This is a genomic window from Natronorubrum tibetense GA33, from assembly GCF_000383975.1.
GTDB classification, from domain to species: domain Archaea; phylum Halobacteriota; class Halobacteria; order Halobacteriales; family Natrialbaceae; genus Natronorubrum; species Natronorubrum tibetense.
Genome location: NZ_KB913017.1, coordinates 2919821 through 2936856, shown reverse-complemented (window position 1 = coordinate 2936856; position 17036 = coordinate 2919821). Strand labels below are relative to the sequence as shown.

Here is a 17036-nt window from a genome sequence, read left to right as displayed (position 1 = left end):
TCTTTCATAGACGAAACGCGGCCTTTTGGGTGTATGGGAACCGGTGGCGACGGAACGAGCGTTGTTTCGGGCTCGAGACTCCGCAAATAGCTCAGACCTCGTGATCTTCGCTGATCTGCGGGACGCCCTGAACGGTGATCGTCTCACCGACGACGTAGGACGAGGCGGGGCTGGCGAGGAACTGCGTCACGTCGGCGATCTCCTCGACGGTGCCGATCCGCCGGGCGACTTCTTCGCGATCGATATTGTCCGCTGAGACGCCCATCTGGCTCTCGACGCCGGGCGTGGCGACGAAGCCGGGCGCGATGCAGTTGACGCGGACCCCCTCGTCGGCCCACTCGTAGGAGACCGTCGTGGTGAGGTTGATGACACCCGCCTTGGAGGCCCCGTACGGGCTCATCAGCGGCGAGCCGCGCTGGCCGGCGACGCTCGCGAAGTTGACGACGGAGCCACCGCCGTCCTTGAGGTGGTCAGCGGCCGCGTGCGTACAGTTGTACGTTCCGTGGAGGTTGATGTCGACGATGGTTTTCCAGCCGTTCTCCGAGACATCGTCGAAGTCGGCCATGAACGACGCGCCGGCGTTGTTGACCAGCACGTCTAGCCCGCCGAACTCCTCGACGGTGGCCTCGATGAGCGCCTCGACGGCCTCGCGGTCGGTCACGTCGCACTCGATCGCCAGCGCCTCGCCGGGGCTGTCGCTCGCGTTGATCTCCTCCGCGACGGGGTCGACGTTCTCCTGTTCGCGCGAACAGACGACGACATCGACGCCGTCGGCGGCGAAGCGTTCGGCGATTCCGCGGCCGATGCCGCTCGAGGAGCCAGTGATAATGGCGACATCGCCGTCGACGCTAAACTGCTCGGTGCTCATACGCGGTCACCCGCGAACTGGTGATAGGTTACCATTGTTAGATCCATTCGAGCATATGAAGACACTGTTAATAAAGATGACCGTCGATACCGAAGAGCGTAGGATTAAGTGAGTGGCAATCGGTGGCACAGACACACGGACAGCGATGGGCTCGCACCGACTATCGGCACTGACTGCCCGTCGCCGGAGTATCTATGACAGACGACACCCCAAAAGACACCCCACAGTACGGACCGAAGCGACAACAGGACGTGTATCGCAAGGGTATGCTCGAGGGCCAACCCCCCGAGTTCCCGGTCGCCTACGAGGAGTTGGTCGAATGCGCCCACGAGGAACTGAGCGACGAGGCGTTCGCCTACGTCGCCGGCGGGGCCGGCTCGGAATCGACAGTGCGAGCCAACGACCGAGCCTTCGACGACTGGCAGATCGTTCCCCGGATGATGCGGGACGTCTCGAGTCGCGACCTCTCGATCGAACTCTTCGACCGCGAGTATCCGGCCCCGATCATGCTCGCGCCGATCGGTGTTCAGGGCATTCTCCACGGCGAGGCCGAACTCGCCGTCGCCCGCGCGGCCAGCGAGTTCGGGATCCCGATGGTCCTCAGTTCGGTCTCCTCCTACACCTTCGAGGAGGTCGCCGACGAACTCGGCGACAGTCCGGGCTGGTTCCAGCTCTACTGGAGCTCCGACCGAGATGTCGCTGCGAGTTTCCTCGAGCGCGCCGAAGGCGCCGGCTACGAGGCCGTCGTCGTCACTCTCGACACGCCGAAGATGGGCTGGCGCGAGCGCGACATCGAACTCGGTTACCTCCCCTTCCTGCAGGGCCAGGGCCTCAAAAACTACTTCGAGGATCCGGCCTTCTGCGAGCGACTCGAGGGCGACGATCCGTGGGCCGACCCCGAGGCGTCGATCGAATCCTGGAGCGAGTGTTTCGGCGACGCCTCGCTCACCTGGAACGACCTCGAGTGGCTGGACGAGCAGACCGACCTGCCGGTCCTCGTCAAGGGCATCCTTCATCCCGAGGACGCCCGTGAGGCCGTCGAACGCGGCGTCGACGGGCTGATCGTCTCGAATCACGGCGGACGGCAGGTCGATGGCGCGATTCCCGCGCTCGAGGCGCTGCCGGACGTGGTCGACGCCGTCGACGACGCGACCGACGAAGACGAAGACGTCCCCGTCCTCTTCGACAGCGGGATTCGCCGCGGAAGCGACGTCTTCCGCGCCGTCGCACTCGGTGCCGACGCGGTGTTGCTGGGCCGGCCGTACGCTCTGGGACTGGGCATCGGCGGCGAGGACGGTGTTCGGGCGGTTCTCGAGAACCTGCTGGCCGACGTCGATCTGACGGTCGGGCTCTCGGGCTGTGCAAGCATCGACGAGGTCGATCGGTCGAAGGTACGGAGGGCAGAACGGTGAGTAGCGACGGCCGAGACGGGGGCAGTGAAACTGATGGATGTTCTACGGCGTGGGACGCCGTCTTCTGGGACATCGGCGGCGTCATCCTCGAACTCGAGTCCGTCCAGGCCGCCCACGCCGCGTTCGTCGAGGAGTTGGTCGAAGAACACGACCTCGAGCTATCGGTCGAGGAGGCCATCGACGCGTGGCGGACGGCCGTCGGAGACCACTTCCGCGAGCGCGAGGGCACCGAGTTCCAGTCGGCCCGCGAGGCCTACGCGGTGGGTGTCGAGGCGCTCGTCGGCGAGGACCTCCCCCGCGAGCGGTGGGAGCCCGATTTCGAGCGACATGTGGAGTCGTCGATCGAACCGATTCCGGGCGCGGTCGAGACGATTCGCGAACTCGCTCGGCGCGACATCCACGTCGGAGTGGTGAGCGACGTGGACGACGACGCGGGCAAGGAGATGCTCGAGGCTTTCGGCGTTCGCGAGGCGTTCGACTCGATCACCACCTCCGAGGAGGTGGGTCGAACGAAACCCGATCCCGCGATGTTCGAGACCGCACTCGAGAAGGCCGACGCCGACCCCGAGCGATCGCTGATGATCGGCGACCGCTACGACCACGACGTGAAGGGGGCCGACGAGATGGAGATCAACGGGGTCGCGTTCGGTGCCGAGGACGGTCCAGCCGCCGCCTATCGAATCGAGTCGCTCGAGGAGGTGCTCGAGATCGTCGAACGCGAACAGTCGGACGGCTGAGGAGCGGACTCGGCACAGCATTCGATTCGAGACGACGTCGACCGATACCCAAACCCTTTTTTGGATATTTTGCGACGGAAGAGATAGTATGGGGGCCAACGCCGACGGCGAGCCCGTCGACACCGAGGAGGCGATCATGCGGGCCACGTATCGTGCGCTGTGCAAACACGGCTATGCGAACCTGACGATGCAGGCGATCGCCGACGAGTTCGACAAGACGAAAGGCGTCCTCCACTACCACTACGACACCAAGGAAGCCCTGCTCGTCGCGTTTCTCGAGTATCTGCTCTCGGCGTTCGAGCAGAACATCGCCGTCGAGGGCCGCGGCGACCCTGACGAGCGCCTCGAGGCGCTGATCGACACGCTGCTGTTCGGCCCGCCCGAGCGAGGGACGTTCGACCACTGGGAACTGACGACCGCGATGCTCGAGGTTCGCACGGAGGCCCCGCACAACGACGAGTTCTGCCGACAGTTGAGCCGCAACTACGAGACGGTCGAGGCGACCGTGATCGCGATCGTCGAAGAGGGGATCGAACAGGGCGTCTTCCGCGACGTTGATCCGGAGCAGGTCGCGACGCTGCTGCTGGCCAGCATCAACGGCGGGCGGATCTATCAGGTGACTCTCGAGCGCGACGACATCGCGGAGATCACTCGAGCGAGCCTCGACGCGATCCTTCGCGAGTGGCTCTATCGGTCCGGTTCGACGGGCGACACTCATTGAGGAGCGGTAGGGTGGTTCGGCGTGCCGGACGCCGATCCCCGGTTCAGTACGTTCCGTCGAGTCGGGTTGCATCAATTCGTCAGCGCTACTCGGACGCACGCGGTTCTCGGTTCTCACCGATCCACGTCTCCGTGACGTCTTCGAGGGATTCGCCGATCTTCTGGCCCCGGTAGCCGAAGATATCTTCGGCTCCCTCGTCGGACATGATTATCGGCCAAAACGGCTCGTCCGCGGTCAGCGCTGCTCCGTCGACGGTCGCATAGACGATTCCCTCCGGAACCCGTTCGAAATTCTCGACGTGTAACTCGTATGACTCCCCGTCGGGCTTCGGAACGGGCTCGCCCATGTGGAAGAAGTCGGGATCGGCCTCCGGTGGATCTCCGGGAAGTGCGTCCACCCGCTGGAGGAACGCGCGGGCCTGGAACTCGGCCGAATCGGCTACGTCCTCGGAATTCTCTGCGGCGAGTTCGATCTCAACCGTGAAGCCACACGTCGTGATCGTGTGCTCGTTGACTCCCCAGTGATCGACGACGTACGGAACGGGGAGTTCCGAGGCGAGTTCGAACTCGCGTTCCTGACCGCTGTGTATCAGTGCGAACGGCGTAGGTTCGGCCTCGGTGCCGTGCAGCGAGAGCGTCGTCCGGCCGTCGACGAACTCGCAGAGTCTGGCGGCGATCCGTTGCTCACGGTCGCCGTCCGAATCGCCGGGGAACACGCGGTTGAGATCCGAGTCGAGGTAGCGTTCGCCGGCCTCGATGGCGGCCGGATTAGCGAGGACGAACGCGACGCCACGCTGCAGGTTGAGGTCGGCCTCGCGCAGGCGGCGCACTGCGCGGATTCCGCTCATCTCGTCGCCGTGGACGCCGGCGACGACCACGACCTCGGGCTCCCCCGGACCCCGGATAGTCACGTCGAGCGGACCGAACTCCTCGTCTGTGGTGTTCATACTGGTGTCAGCCACAGTAGTTGGCATTCGGCAAAGACGGCGATGCTTGCGGCTGTCGGGAAGACCCACGGCGAGTTCGCGCGGTGTTCGAGCGCGTAAAGATGGCGATGCCCGCCACGTCCACTGACCACTCGAGACGATCAATCGGCGTGCTCGGACGTTCCGCTAGACGCGCGCGCCGACTCCTCGAGCGCCTGTAGGCTCGGGAGGAACCGGCCCGTTTCCCGATAGACACCGCCGAGCAAGATCGCGCCGGCGATGATGGGGAGTATCGCACAGGCGACGTAAATCGGCCAGAAGCCGAACAGTTCGACGAGCGGGAGGGAGATGATCGGGCCGAGTCCGCCGCCGATGTCGCCGAGGACGTTGTTCGTCCCGACCGCACGCCCCATCCGCTCGTCTGGGGTGAGGTCGGCGAGCAACGCCATCAGCGGGCCGCTCGTCCCGCCCTGACCGGCGCCGATCAACAGGCAGGCGACCGCGAGGCTGGCGACCGAACCGGCCATCGCGAGCATGACGAAGCCGACAAAGGACGTTCCGAGGAACACCAGCAGCGTCGGGATCCGCGACCCCGTTCGGTCACTGACGTAGCCGCCGAGGAACATGAAGATGCCGGCGGCGACGACCGTGACGGCCATGAAGATCCCCGACGAGGCCTGCGCGTCGAAGCCGAAGACGCCGAGATCGTTGTGGTCGAGAAAGAGGACGAGCGTCGCGAACAGCGCACCGATGTAGGCGAACAGCACCGCGAAGTTCACCAGCCCGACCGTGAGGGCGGGGACGCTCGTGTCGACGTCCCACACCGAGACCGACCGGTGTTCGTCGCCCTCGATATGGGTCTCCGGGATCGTCGCGTAGGCGATCACGCTCGCGAGGACGGCGAACAGGGTCGCGACGACGAACGCCGAGACCGTTCCCGAGAGCTCGCTAATGAGCCCGCCGATGACGACGCCACAGGGGAATCCGAAAAGGACGCCGCCGCGGATGAGCCCCATGTTCGCGCCCCGCGAACTCCCGTCGCTGACGTCGGACGCGATCGTGTACGCGGTCGCGAAGACGGCTGCACTTCCGACCCCCCAGATGATCCTCGAGCCGAGGAACCACGCCGCGGGAATATCCGGGAGGAACCACAACTCGGGCCGTGCCGAGATCATGGCGACGACGTAGCCGAACGTCGCGACTGACTGGACGATCATCCCGGCGACGAACGGTTTGCGCGTGCCGACACGGTCGACGAGCACGCCGGCCGGCGCGTTCGCGAACAGTCGCGAGAAGCGGTTCGCGCTGAGGATGATGCCGACGAGAAACGGCGAGATGCCGAGGACGATGCCGAGGTTCGGCAGGATCGGGAAGATCACGCCGCCGCCAAAGCCGACGAAGAACGTACTCAGGATGACCGCGCCGATCACGATGGAACGGCTCGTCTCCGCGCCGCTCACGGCGTCTCGCAGTCGTCGAACGGGATTCTTCGAGCCCACGACGCTACGACCCGCGCCCGTCGGTTTCGTTCGATCGGTTGGCGAGACCTCGACGATCGGTCGGTCTCGAGTTGCTGGGACCGTCGCTGCGTTTCTTCGTCACTTGACTAACCAGTTAGTCAGTTCCGCTCAAAAGGGTTTGGGATAACGATGGCCGTGTGCAGCGTACGCAGTGACCACCCGTTCGATCGACCCGTCGAAGCGACCAGGGTTTTGACCACGGGCCGTCCCTGAAGCCGAAGTGTGCGCGCCTGCCCGACGTGTCGCGGTCCACTCGGGGACGGCGAAGCATCAGTGCGATAGATCCAACTCGTACGAGAAAAGTGGCATCGCCCAACACCCCAACGATGTTAGACTCAATTACACCCGAAACTACTTTCGTTAAGCAGAGAAGTAATGGTACCGTACACCATCAGTACGAACCAGCGTTCGAGAGACGACACTGCAGTCGTCCGATCGGACGGAGTTCACCAGCCACTATGAGCGAGAACTACTACGAACGTCTCGTCGACGAGGACGCACTCGCCGCGTACCTCGAGAAGCACCTCGGAGAGGCGGACGACTACGACGTCGAGCGGCATCAGGAAGGGCATTCGAACGAAACGCTGTTCGTCACGTGGGGTGACCGCGAACTGGTCATCCGCCGGCCGCCGCCGGGTGAGACTGCCGACACGGCCCACGACGTCATCCGGGAGTACAGCGTAATGAATGCGGTCGCCGACACCGATGTCCCGGTACCCACCCCGGTACTCGCCTGCGAGGACCACGACATCATCGGCAGCGACTTCTACGTCATGGATCGACTCGAGGGCGACGTGCTCCGGGAGGACGAACCGGAGCGGTTCGCCGAACCCGAGCAGCGCGAACGGATCGGCGAGGAACTCGTCGACACGCTCGCGAAGATCCACCGACTCGATTACGAGGAGATCGGTCTCGGCGAGTTCGGCCGGCCAGCCGGCTACACCCAGCGCCAGGTCGACCGCTGGAGCAAACAGCTGTCGTGGGCGTTCGAGGTCACCGAAGACGAACGGGAGGTACCCGTCCTCTACGAGGTCGGCGACTGGCTCAGGGACAACGTCCCCGAGGACCACCCACACACGCTCGTCCACGGCGACTACAAACTCGACAACGTCATGTTCGCGCCGGGCGGGGGACGCAACGCGTCCCCGAACGGGCGAGCGGGCGATGCCCGCGAGCAGCTGCCCGAACTGATCGCCGTCTTCGACTGGGAGATGTCCACCCTCGGCGACCCGCGCGCCGATCTGGGCTGGATGCTCTCCTACTGGCGCGACGCGAAGGATCCCGAGCCGTCGATCCCCGAACTCACCACCCGATTCATGGAGCGGAAGGGGTACTCCAGCCGACCCGAACTCGTTTCCCGCTGGGAGGACCTCACCGGGCTCGAGTTCGAACACGAGCGGTTCTACCGCACGCTCGCCGTCTACAAGCTGGCCGGTCTCGGCGAGATGTTCTTCCGACGGTATCTCGAGGGCAACAGCGACAACCCGATGTACCCAAAGATGGAAGAACGGGTTCCGGCGCTGGCCGATCGCGCGAAGCGGATCATCGACGGCGACGAGCCGCTCTAACGGGCTTTCGAGCGAAGACCTGGCTTTCTTTTTACGGCCGACTCTGCTCGAGCGGTCGCAGCGAAGGCTGTTGGCGCGCTGAACCGCGACCCCGTCGCGGTTCGAATTGCGAGGGACGAGCGAGTGAAACGAGCGTAGCGCGGAACCAACGGTTCGGCGGACCATTCGAACGGGCAGTGCGCGGCGCTATGCGTCGCGGCTGTCGGGACGAGCGCGGAACCTTCAGTTCCGCGAGCAGTCGAACGGGTGCGTGGCACCCGTGAGACGACGGCAGAGCCGTCCCGCAGCGCCCGTGAGAAGATATCGGTTGGGGAGGGCGTGGCAGTCCCTAGCGGCCAGGTTGGCTCTGTTGAAATCCCCTTCTTTAGACGCCTGATTCCACGAAACTACTGCTCGCTACACATGCATACTGACCAATGATTCCCTGCCGGGTACGTTAGCGCGTCTTGTTACTGGGGATACAAGCTAAAAATCCTATCAGAAAAACTCATTGGAGTGTTGCGGTAGTAGTGATACAATGATGGAAACCCTTGCAATGGCCGTTTACACTATCATGGGCCTCCTGATAATTGGGGTTCCTACGTGGTATATTTGGAAGTGGAACATCCAGCAACACCGAGAAAAAGATAAGACATGACTCCACGTTTTCTGTAGTGAGGAGAACTCAGGGACTTCCACGTCCTCCCCAGACGACTCGCTCGCATACGGGTCGTCTTTCCCCGTCCACTCCTCACCTCACGTGATATCGCCGGCTGCCCTCACTTTCGTTCGGCAGCCGACAGCGCGTGCCACCGCAGAGCGACTTTCAGCACTCGACATGTACAGGATGTCAATACCATTCCGTCCATCCTACCAGAGTCCGCTCATTCTGATTAGCATCCGTTACAATATTGGGGAATAGACTCGAGTCACCGTTACCGAAGTTCACCCCAACATCGAAACACCATACGCACGGAACAACCGGAAACAACGTGCTTAACATTGCTAATTCGCTGTCGGTGGTATTAAGACGATTCCGGTAGATCACACGACCATGTCACTGGACAGCATCGACCGCGTCGCCGTGCTGGGCGCGGGCAACATGGGACACGGGATCACCGAAGTGACCGCGATGGCCGGCTACGATGTCACGATGCGCGACATCAAAGACGAGTTCGTCGAGGACGGCTACGAATCGATCGCCTGGAGCCTCGAGAAACTCGAGGAGAAGGACCTGATCGACGAATCCGCCGACGAGGTTCTCGGCCGGATCGAGACGACGACCGACCTCGAGGAGGCCGTCGCCGACGCCGACCTCGTCATCGAGGCCGCGCCCGAGAACCTCGACCTGAAACACGACATCTTCAGCGATCTCGAGGAGTACTGCGACGAGGAGACGCTGCTCGCGACGAACACCTCGAGCCTGCCGATTTCGGACATCGCTGAGGTCGTCGACACGTCCGAGCGCGTGCTCGGCCTGCACTTCTTCAACCCGCCGGTCAAGATGGACCTCGTCGAGGTCATCTACGGCGAAGACACCAGCGACGAGGCGGCCGAAGCCGGCTACGAGTGGGTCGAGTCGATCGACAAGACGCCGATCTACGTCCGCAAGGACGTCCGCGGCTTCGTCGTCAACACCATCGTCGGCCCCTTCGGCGGCGAACCCGCGTTCATGGTCTCGGAGGGCGAGGCGACGATTCGGGAGGCCGACGCCACCATGGCCCACGAGCGCGGCTACCCGATGGGGCCGTTCGAACTCGGCGACCTGACTGGCATCGACGTCGGCTATCACGTCCGCAAGGAGGGTGGCAGCCCGATCCCGCCGATCACGGAGGAGAAGGTCGAAGCCGAGGAACTCGGCCAGAAGACCGGCAAGGGCTTTTACGACTACGAGGACGGCGACGGCGCAGACTACCAGCCCGACGACGAGGGCGACTTCGACTGGCTGCGCGTCGAGGCTCGCATGATCAACCGCGCGGCCTTCCTCGTCGGCGAGGGCGTCGCCAAACCCGAAGAAGTTGACACCGGCGTCCAACTCGGTCTGGGCTTCCCCGAAGGGATCTGTCGCCGGGCCGATAAGATCGGTCTCGACAAGGTTCTCGAGAAGCTCGAGACCCTGTACGAGGAGACCGGCTCCGACCGCTTCGAGCCACACCCGTACCTCGAGGAACTCGTCGAGGAGGGCAAGACCGGCGAGGAGGCCGGCGAAGGCTTCTACGAGTACGACGGCGACGACGGCGGACTCGACTCCTATCACGACCTCAACGCGGAACTCGAGGACGGCGTGTTGCGAGTCGAACTCGACCGGCCGTCTCGCATGAACGCCCTCTCGGGCGACCTGCTCAAGGAAATCGACGACCTGTTCTCGTCGGTCGACACCGACGAGGTTCGGTGTGCGGTAATCGAGGGGGCGGGCGACCGCGCGTTCAGCGCCGGGGCGGATATCTCCGGCTTTAGCGGCGTCGAACCGACCGACCTGATGGACGTCACGCCGGCCTTCGAGACGGTCAACGACTTCCCGCGGCCCGTCGTCGCGAAAGTCGACGGCTACTGTCTCGGTGCCGGACTCGAACTCGCACTGGCCTGCGATCTGCGACTCGCAACCGAGCGCTCGGAGTTCGGTGCTCCAGAGATCAATCTCGGCCTGATCCCCGGCGGCGGCGGTACGCAACGACTCCTCCGCGTTCTCGGCGAAACTCGCGCGAAAGAGATGGTCTTCCGCGGCGAACACATCGACGCCGACCGCGCCGAAGACTGGGGCCTGATCAACCGATCCGTCGATCGCGAGGCGTTCGAGGACACCGTCGACGAGTTCGTCGACGACCTCCGTAACGGCCCGCCGATCGGCCTCGAAGTTGCCAAGAAGGTCATGAACGAGGGCGAAGACGCGAGCCTCGAGGCCGCCCTGACCATGGAGAGCCAGGGCTTCGGGCTCTTGACCAGCACGGACGACGTACTCGAGGGGACCATGGCATTCGCCGAGGATCGCGAGCCCGAGTTCGAAGGCGAGTAGATGTCGCCGGAACCTGAACCGGAGCCGAAACCGGATCCATCGACCGACTGGCCCGAGTGGGCGTCGTTCGTCGAGCGCCACGGCTATCTGTCGTGGCTCGACATCAGTGTCGACCAACTCGAGGACGGGACGGCCGTCCTGACCATCGACCACGACGAAGAGTTCGAGAATCCGGTCGGAAACGACGGCTACGATCCGGTCCACGGCGGCATCGTCGCGACCCTGATCGATACCGCCAGCGCGTTTGCACTGCGGACGACCTTCGAGGTGCCGAGTCAGGCGCGCCTGACGACGACCGACCTCAACGTCTCGTATCTCCGCCCGGCGACGGGTAATCTCCGCGCCGAAGCGTCCGTAGTACGAGCCGGCGGGACGACCGGTGTCACGGAGGTCTCCGTCACCGGTTCCGACGGCGAGGCAGCCGTCGGTCGGACCACGTATCGGCTGTTTCGGGACACGGACGTGGGCGAGAACGAGACGTAATCGACTCGGGTTCGGGTCTCGGGCGTACCGTTTCGGAGACGGTGCTCGAGCGCGACGGTCGAATCCTACTCGTACTGTTCCTCCCGCAGATCCTCGTAGATTCGCGGGTCCGTCCGGAATTTCAGCACGTTGTGGACCGACGAGTTTCGGATATTCGCGATCACGTCGCCGTGTTCCTTGTAGCAGTTGTGGATCCACTTCGAAATCTCTTCGGAGCTGCGGAACATCATGACGGTCTTCCACTGATACTCCCCGTCGGAGAGGAAGAAAAACAGGGTGTGCTTGTCTTCTTTGATGTGCGTCATCGCGTCTCGCCAGCTGTCGGCGAAGTGTTCGGTGTTGAACTTGAACTCGAACAGCGCGAAGGTATAATACTCTTCGTTGGGGATAATCGCCTCACGAAAGACGCCTTCGTCGCGCATTCGGCGGATCGATTCGCTAACGGTAACGTGTGAGACGTCGATATCGTACTCGGACTTGAGCACGCTCGTCAGCTCCCGCGAGGAGAGCTGTGGATCGTCCGAGAGCTCACACAAAATGGCGATATCGCGGTCTTTGAAGTCCCAGTTCGGCGATTCGTCGTCGGTCATGCTATCGTCTCCATCTGTAATCTATGAGTTTGCGTTCGTTCAGTCCGGACCGTCGGAGAACCGATCGCTGCGGGCGGCCGGTCCCGGTCGTGGTTCTACCCGTGTCACATCCCAGATTGGATTTCCATTGTAAAGTTGTTTTGGATGGATTTCGAGGTGTAGGTCGGACCCTTCGCCACCACACTCTCGCAGAATAGTTGTGAGAAATATATGTTCAGATTCTGTATGGTTCCTCATACTTTGAGAAAACTGGTATTTCTCCATTTCTCGATTTTTCTTACATCTCGTACTCGCCCCATCCGGAACCATACAACATAGCGGTATGGTTTCGATATATGTGATCTAAACGGGACGTGACGGAATCACTCTGAGATCCCCCACTATAGTTTTGTAGACACAGATGTCAAGATGGCGGAGTGCTATCTACAACTTGTTCGGTTATTCTCACTGATTCTAAACAATTCGAAGTTGCATGTGGCTTTTCAAAACCGCCCCTCGAGGATTATCGCCAAAGCTCCCAGATAACGAAGTATTATTTTCTTTTGATAGCCGTAGATAGCACTGTCATCAAATGAGTTTCCGGGAGTCGGTTCGTGCTGAATGTCTGCCAGGAGATGCTACCCGGGAAGCGAGACGGTATCCGCGTTGCTTACCCGACGAAACTGCCTCGAGTGCCCACCCGTCCAACCGAACCGATCGCGAAATCGTCGGCTGCGAACAGTCGTCACGGAAGTACGAGGCGAAAGTCTGCCCGGAAAGGGCGAGGAGGCTGTCACAGTCGGGCAGACCATACCGATGGCTCTCCCGGATCGTGACCGCACGGTCTCGTCGGCCACGCGACGTGTGTTACTCCTTTCGTTTGATGAGGAACTTCATATCGCCCTGGAAGACGACGGTATCATCCTGATTCGTCATTTCGGTGTCGAGGACGACGATTCCCGCATCGTCGTGGTCGACGTCTTTCGTCTCGCTGACCTCCATCTCGAGCGAGATCGTATCCCCAATATACACCGGATTCGGGAGATCCATGTAGTTCATGCCGAGGAACGCGTACGCCGTGCGCTCGACGATACCGGACCGGTAGACGAAGCCGGTCGCGTGGACGAACGTCATCGGTCCGTGGGCGATTCGGCCGTCGAAGGGACCCTCTTCCGCGTACTCCTTGTTGGTGTGCAGTTCGGTCCAGTCGCCGGCTAGCGCCGAGTGCATAACGAAGTCGGACTCGGTGACGGTTCGGCCGACGCTCTTGAACTCCTGTCCCGCTTCGAAGTCTTCGAAGTGGTGTGGCTCGTAGCTGTATGCCATATGTGGTCATCCCAATCACGGTACAAATAGTTTACTTCGGCGAAGGAAATCGGAGATCCGGCGCAGGATTGATGACGCGTCTCCGTTCGAACCGGCAGCGGACACCACTCTCCGACCGTCGTCGCGACTACCGGTGGTCGTAGACGCGTTTTACCTTCCCGACTTCTGTCCGTTCAATGCTATCCGGATCGACGATATCCAACTCGTCCGGCGTAAACGAGAGGACGTTCGACAGGCGAGTGAGGATTCGATCGCGGAGGTCTTCGACGTCGCCATCGAACTCGGGTTCGAGTTCGATCGTGAGCTCGAGGGTGTCCAGGTTGTTCTCGCGATCGAGGTCGATCCGGTAGTAGGGGGCGACCGCATCGAACTCGAGGACCACGTCCTCGATCTCGCTGGGGTAGAAGTTGACGCCGCGGACGATCAGCAGGTCGTCGGCGCGGCCGGTGACGTTGTCCATCCGCACCATCGTTCGCCCGCACTCACACTCGTCGTAGGTCAGCGTCGTGAGGTCGCCGGTGCGGTATCGGAGCGCTGGCAGCGCCTCTTTCGTGAGCGTGGTCAACACGAGTTCGCCTTCCTCGCCCTCCGGGAGCGGCTCGCCCGTCTGGGGGTCGACCACTTCGGGATAGAAGTGGTCCTCCCAAATGTGCAGGCCGTCCTGGGCTTCGTGGCACTCGTTGGAGACCCCGGGGCCGATGATCTCCGAGAGTCCGTAGATGTCGATTCCGGTCACATCGAGTCGCTCCTCGATCTCCTCGCGCATCGGATCGGTACAGGGTTCCGCACCGAAGATCACCGTCGACACCGGGAGTTCTTTGATGTCGATTCCCATCTCCGCGGCCGTCTCCGCGAGGTACAGCGAGTACGACGGCGTACAGGTGAGGACATCGCTCTCTAAGTCCTGCAACAACTCCACCTGCCGTTGGGTCTGCCCGCCGCCGATCGGAATCACCGTCGCACCGAGCTCTTCGATCCCGTAGTGGAGCCCGAGACCGCCTGTGAACAGGCCGTAGCCGTAGCCGTTCTGGACGGTATCCCCCGGTTCGACTCCAGACGCGGCGAGACAGCGGGCGACGACTTCGCTCCATACGTCCAGGTCGCCCTCGGTGTAGGAAACGATCTTTGGTTTCCCGGTTGTTCCCGAAGAGGCGTGGATTCGCCGGAGTTCGTCGTCGTCGACGGCGAACAGGCCATCGGGGTACTCGGCACGGAAATCCTCTTTCGTGGTAAACGGTAGCTTATTAATATCGTCAACCGTCTGCACGTCCTCTGGTTCGATACCCGCCGCGTCGAGTTCCTCGCGGTAGTAGTCGACGTTCTCGTAAGCGTGGCGCACCGTTTCACGGAGTCGTTGGTTCTGCAGCTCCCGAATCTCCGTTCGAGGGGCTGTCTCTATCTGCTTATAACTCATCCTCACTCGACAATCCGGAGCGCCTCGATAAAAATCATGGGGTATGCACACACGACCCTGATTGACAGGTGGTGTGATAGAACGCGGCCGATCGAGCGCTCGCTGTCGGTTCCGTGAGGATGCACGAACATCGGTATCTCGCCGTCTGAACCCAACCGAAGCGGTATCGGTCGGAGAATTTCGCTTTACACCGACGCGTATCAGGGGTCGCCGCGCTTATCGATAAACCGGGGGCAACGGGGTGGACAACCCTCGATTTCCGTACAGTTCGCCGGATCCCACGCGGAGCAGGTGTCGGTCGCCATGAGCGATCACACCCGACGGCGGTGTCGAAACCACATCACGACTGATCCGTGTATTTGCGGCATTTATAAACGGCCGAAGCGCAGGTGGCTCGAGAACGAAACGGCCGCGGTCGTCGGTGCTCGAGGTGCCCAGTCGATGTCTTACTCGTCCGGGCTGACGGTGACAACGGGCCTATCGGTTCCGAGGATAACCGATTGGGTGACGCTTCCGAAGACGACTTTTCCCGTCGGCGACCGTTTGCGCCCGGAGAGACAGAGCATGTCGACGTCCAGTTCGTCGGCTGCCGCGATCAACTCCGGTGCCGGTTCGCCGCTCGCTTCGTAGTACTCGTAGTCGATACCGTGTTCGTCGAACGCCGCGGCCGCGTGGCGAACGCCGTCGAGTTGTGGTGTCGAGCGCCCTTCGGGGTTGTCCTGGAACACGTGCACGAGTATTGCCGTAACCTCGTCGCTCGCCCCTGGAAGCGATTCGATCATCGACGCCTGTGCCATCGCCCGGTCTTCGTCGGTTTCGACCCCGACCAGTATCCGATACATAGAACGGTAATTGTGTGCATCTCACATAATGTTCCGGTCTCGTTCCCATACACTGGACCGGTCCAGCGGTATCGGTGCCGCACATCGGCGGGCGTGAGTGTACGCGAAAGCGAACGTCAACGTTCGCGGACTGCCGAGGGTACACTCGTGCGAGCCATCTAACCGATCGTTGTGAAAAACAGGCCGCCGCTCGCGAACCGGACCTGCCCGCCAAACGCACGCGAGCACGGTCAGCTGTCATGTTTGAGTGGCTGACGGTATCGTGGCGAACCGATAGACCGAACATCTGTATCTCGATAGGAGAACCGCATATTGCCGACATTTGCTTATAAAACCGCCATAAAATGGGGTCGATTTTTATGGTCGGGTGTAATCTACAGAAGGTATGACTCGAGGTGGCAGGTCACAGGGGCGTAGACGTGATGTTCTCAAGGCAATTACCGCCGGTAGCGTTGCCGGAATAACCGGGTTAGCCGGCTGTGTCGGCGATCCGGACGAGATGGAAAATGGGGACGACGAAGATTTCGATACGGTGCAATTCGGGGTCCTCGAGCCGTTCACGGGGGAGTTCAGCGACCTCGCCGAAGAACGACACCAGGGAACCGAACTCGCAATTGAACAGATCAACGAAAGCGACGAGTACGACTTTACGATCGAGTACGACGACTACGATACGCAACTCGATCCGGCAACGGCGAGCCAGCGGGCCGAACAGGCGGTCCAATCCGACGGCGCACAGTTCATCACGGGATGTATTTCGAGTTCGGCCGCGCTCGCGATCAACGACTTCGCACTCGAGAACGAGGTCGTCTACACGCCGGGGGCGGCGGACACCTCGATTACGGGGGCAAACTGTAACGAGTATGTGTTCCGATTCGAGACGAGCACGGCACAGATCGCGGAAGTGATGGCTCAGTGGACCGCCGACGAGTTAGGCGATCAGATCGTCTACCACATCGCCGACTACGCGTACGGGGAGTCGGTGTTAAACGAGGTCGAAACGCGGATGGAGTCGATCAGCGACGATTACGAGCAGGTCGGTATCACGCGGTCCGATCCGGGATCGACGGATTTCGAGGCGTTCATCAGCCAGATCGCGGACGTTAGCGACGAGGCCGACGCGCTGGTCGTCGGGATGACGGGGGCTGACCTCGGGATCTTCCTCTCGCAGGCAGGTGCACGCGGACTACAGGACGAGATTCCGATCGTGACGACGACCGGTTCGTTCCGGGCCGTTCGAGCAGGGGCTGGAGACGGGGCGTACAACACCTACAGCGGCGTTCGGTACCTTCCAGAGATCGAAACCGGCGACAACCAGGAGTTCGTCGAGGCCTACGAAGCCGAGTACGAGGACCCGCCGGACAACTTCTCGCGCGTCGGCTACGAGTCGATCCGGATGGTTGCGAACGGCATTCGCGAGGCTGGATCGCGGAATCCGTCGACGGTCGCCGAGACGCTCTCGGGCATGGAACACGACACGATCTTCGGTCCGAACGAGTTCCGGGAGTGTGACCAACAGGCGATGAACCCGGTCTGGATGGGCGAGTGTGTCGAACCGGATTCGGGAGAGCTCGCCGACGTCGAACTCCTCGAGGAACTATCCGGGGAAGAAGCTGCACCCGACTGTGAGGATACCGGCTGTGAGCTGTAATACGGATA

Annotated in this window: 14 protein-coding genes; 7 read left to right on the top strand and 7 right to left on the bottom strand. The window is 62.0% G+C overall.

Annotated elements, in window-relative coordinates; translation table 11 throughout:
• Positions 1 to 91: 91 nt before the first annotated feature.
• Positions 92 to 868 (bottom strand): SDR family NAD(P)-dependent oxidoreductase, encoded by a 777-nt coding sequence (locus tag NATTI_RS0115285; RefSeq protein ID WP_006090373.1) that lies wholly within the window; start codon positions 866 to 868, stop codon positions 92 to 94.
• Positions 869 to 1062: 194 nt separating this feature from the next.
• On the opposite strand from NATTI_RS0115285, the gene NATTI_RS0115280 reads away from it, so the two are divergent.
• The 3 genes from NATTI_RS0115280 (at position 1063) to NATTI_RS0115270 (ending at position 3738) form a co-directional block, all read left to right on the top strand.
• Positions 1063 to 2280: a lactate 2-monooxygenase gene (locus NATTI_RS0115280; RefSeq protein ID WP_019991932.1), complete on the top strand. Its 1218-nt coding sequence runs from the start codon at positions 1063 to 1065 to the stop codon at positions 2278 to 2280.
• Positions 2277 to 3017, top strand: coding sequence for an HAD family hydrolase (locus NATTI_RS0115275; protein WP_006090371.1), 741 nt, complete (start codon positions 2277 to 2279; stop codon positions 3015 to 3017). Before NATTI_RS0115280 ends, NATTI_RS0115275 begins: the two co-directional genes overlap by 4 nt.
• A gap of 88 nt (positions 3018 to 3105) precedes the next feature.
• Entirely contained in the window at positions 3106 to 3738 is a 633-nt protein-coding gene (locus tag NATTI_RS0115270) for a TetR/AcrR family transcriptional regulator (RefSeq protein ID WP_006090370.1), read from the top strand.
• Positions 3739 to 3823: 85 nt separating this feature from the next.
• Here NATTI_RS0115270 and NATTI_RS0115265 read toward each other — a convergent pair whose 3' ends face one another.
• Both NATTI_RS0115265 and NATTI_RS0115260 read right to left on the bottom strand, forming a co-directional pair.
• Positions 3824 to 4684: a M14 family metallopeptidase gene (locus NATTI_RS0115265; protein WP_006090369.1), complete on the bottom strand. Its 861-nt coding sequence runs from the start codon at positions 4682 to 4684 to the stop codon at positions 3824 to 3826.
• A 140-nt stretch (positions 4685 to 4824) separates the two neighbouring features.
• Complete coding sequence (locus NATTI_RS0115260; protein ID WP_193787789.1) at positions 4825 to 6123, bottom strand: MFS transporter; 1299 nt, start codon at positions 6121 to 6123, stop codon at positions 4825 to 4827.
• 518 nt (positions 6124 to 6641) lie between these two features.
• Between NATTI_RS0115260 and NATTI_RS0115255 the strand changes: the two genes are divergently transcribed.
• The 3 genes from NATTI_RS0115255 to NATTI_RS0115245 all read left to right on the top strand — a co-directional run bounded on the left by NATTI_RS0115255 (position 6642) and on the right by NATTI_RS0115245 (position 11226).
• Positions 6642 to 7751 (top strand): phosphotransferase family protein, encoded by a 1110-nt coding sequence (locus NATTI_RS0115255; protein ID WP_006090367.1) that lies wholly within the window; start codon positions 6642 to 6644, stop codon positions 7749 to 7751.
• 1033 nt (positions 7752 to 8784) lie between these two features.
• Entirely contained in the window at positions 8785 to 10743 is a 1959-nt protein-coding gene (locus NATTI_RS0115250) for a 3-hydroxyacyl-CoA dehydrogenase/enoyl-CoA hydratase family protein (protein WP_006090365.1), read from the top strand.
• On the top strand, positions 10744 to 11226 hold the full coding sequence (locus tag NATTI_RS0115245; protein WP_006090364.1) for a PaaI family thioesterase: 483 nt from the start codon (positions 10744 to 10746) through the stop codon (positions 11224 to 11226).
• 65 nt (positions 11227 to 11291) lie between these two features.
• Here NATTI_RS0115245 and NATTI_RS0115240 read toward each other — a convergent pair whose 3' ends face one another.
• From NATTI_RS0115240 to NATTI_RS0115220, 4 genes are all read right to left on the bottom strand, one after another.
• Positions 11292 to 11816, bottom strand: coding sequence for a winged helix-turn-helix domain-containing protein (locus tag NATTI_RS0115240; protein ID WP_006090363.1), 525 nt, complete (start codon positions 11814 to 11816; stop codon positions 11292 to 11294).
• 846 nt (positions 11817 to 12662) lie between these two features.
• Positions 12663 to 13121 carry a MaoC family dehydratase gene (locus NATTI_RS0115235; RefSeq protein WP_006090362.1) on the bottom strand — a complete coding sequence of 153 codons (459 nt, stop codon included), beginning with the start codon at positions 13119 to 13121 and terminating at the stop codon, positions 12663 to 12665.
• A gap of 127 nt (positions 13122 to 13248) precedes the next feature.
• The gene (gene paaK, locus NATTI_RS0115230; protein ID WP_006090361.1) at positions 13249 to 14535 is read right to left on the bottom strand and encodes a phenylacetate--CoA ligase PaaK; all 1287 of its coding nucleotides are present in this window, start codon (positions 14533 to 14535) and stop codon (positions 13249 to 13251) included.
• Positions 14536 to 14981: 446 nt separating this feature from the next.
• On the bottom strand, positions 14982 to 15377 hold the full coding sequence (locus NATTI_RS0115220; RefSeq protein WP_006090360.1) for a universal stress protein: 396 nt from the start codon (positions 15375 to 15377) through the stop codon (positions 14982 to 14984).
• 385 nt (positions 15378 to 15762) lie between these two features.
• Between NATTI_RS0115220 and NATTI_RS0115215 the strand changes: the two genes are divergently transcribed.
• Positions 15763 to 17028, top strand: coding sequence for an ABC transporter substrate-binding protein (locus NATTI_RS0115215; RefSeq protein WP_027119179.1), 1266 nt, complete (start codon positions 15763 to 15765; stop codon positions 17026 to 17028).
• Positions 17029 to 17036 lie beyond the last annotated feature (8 nt).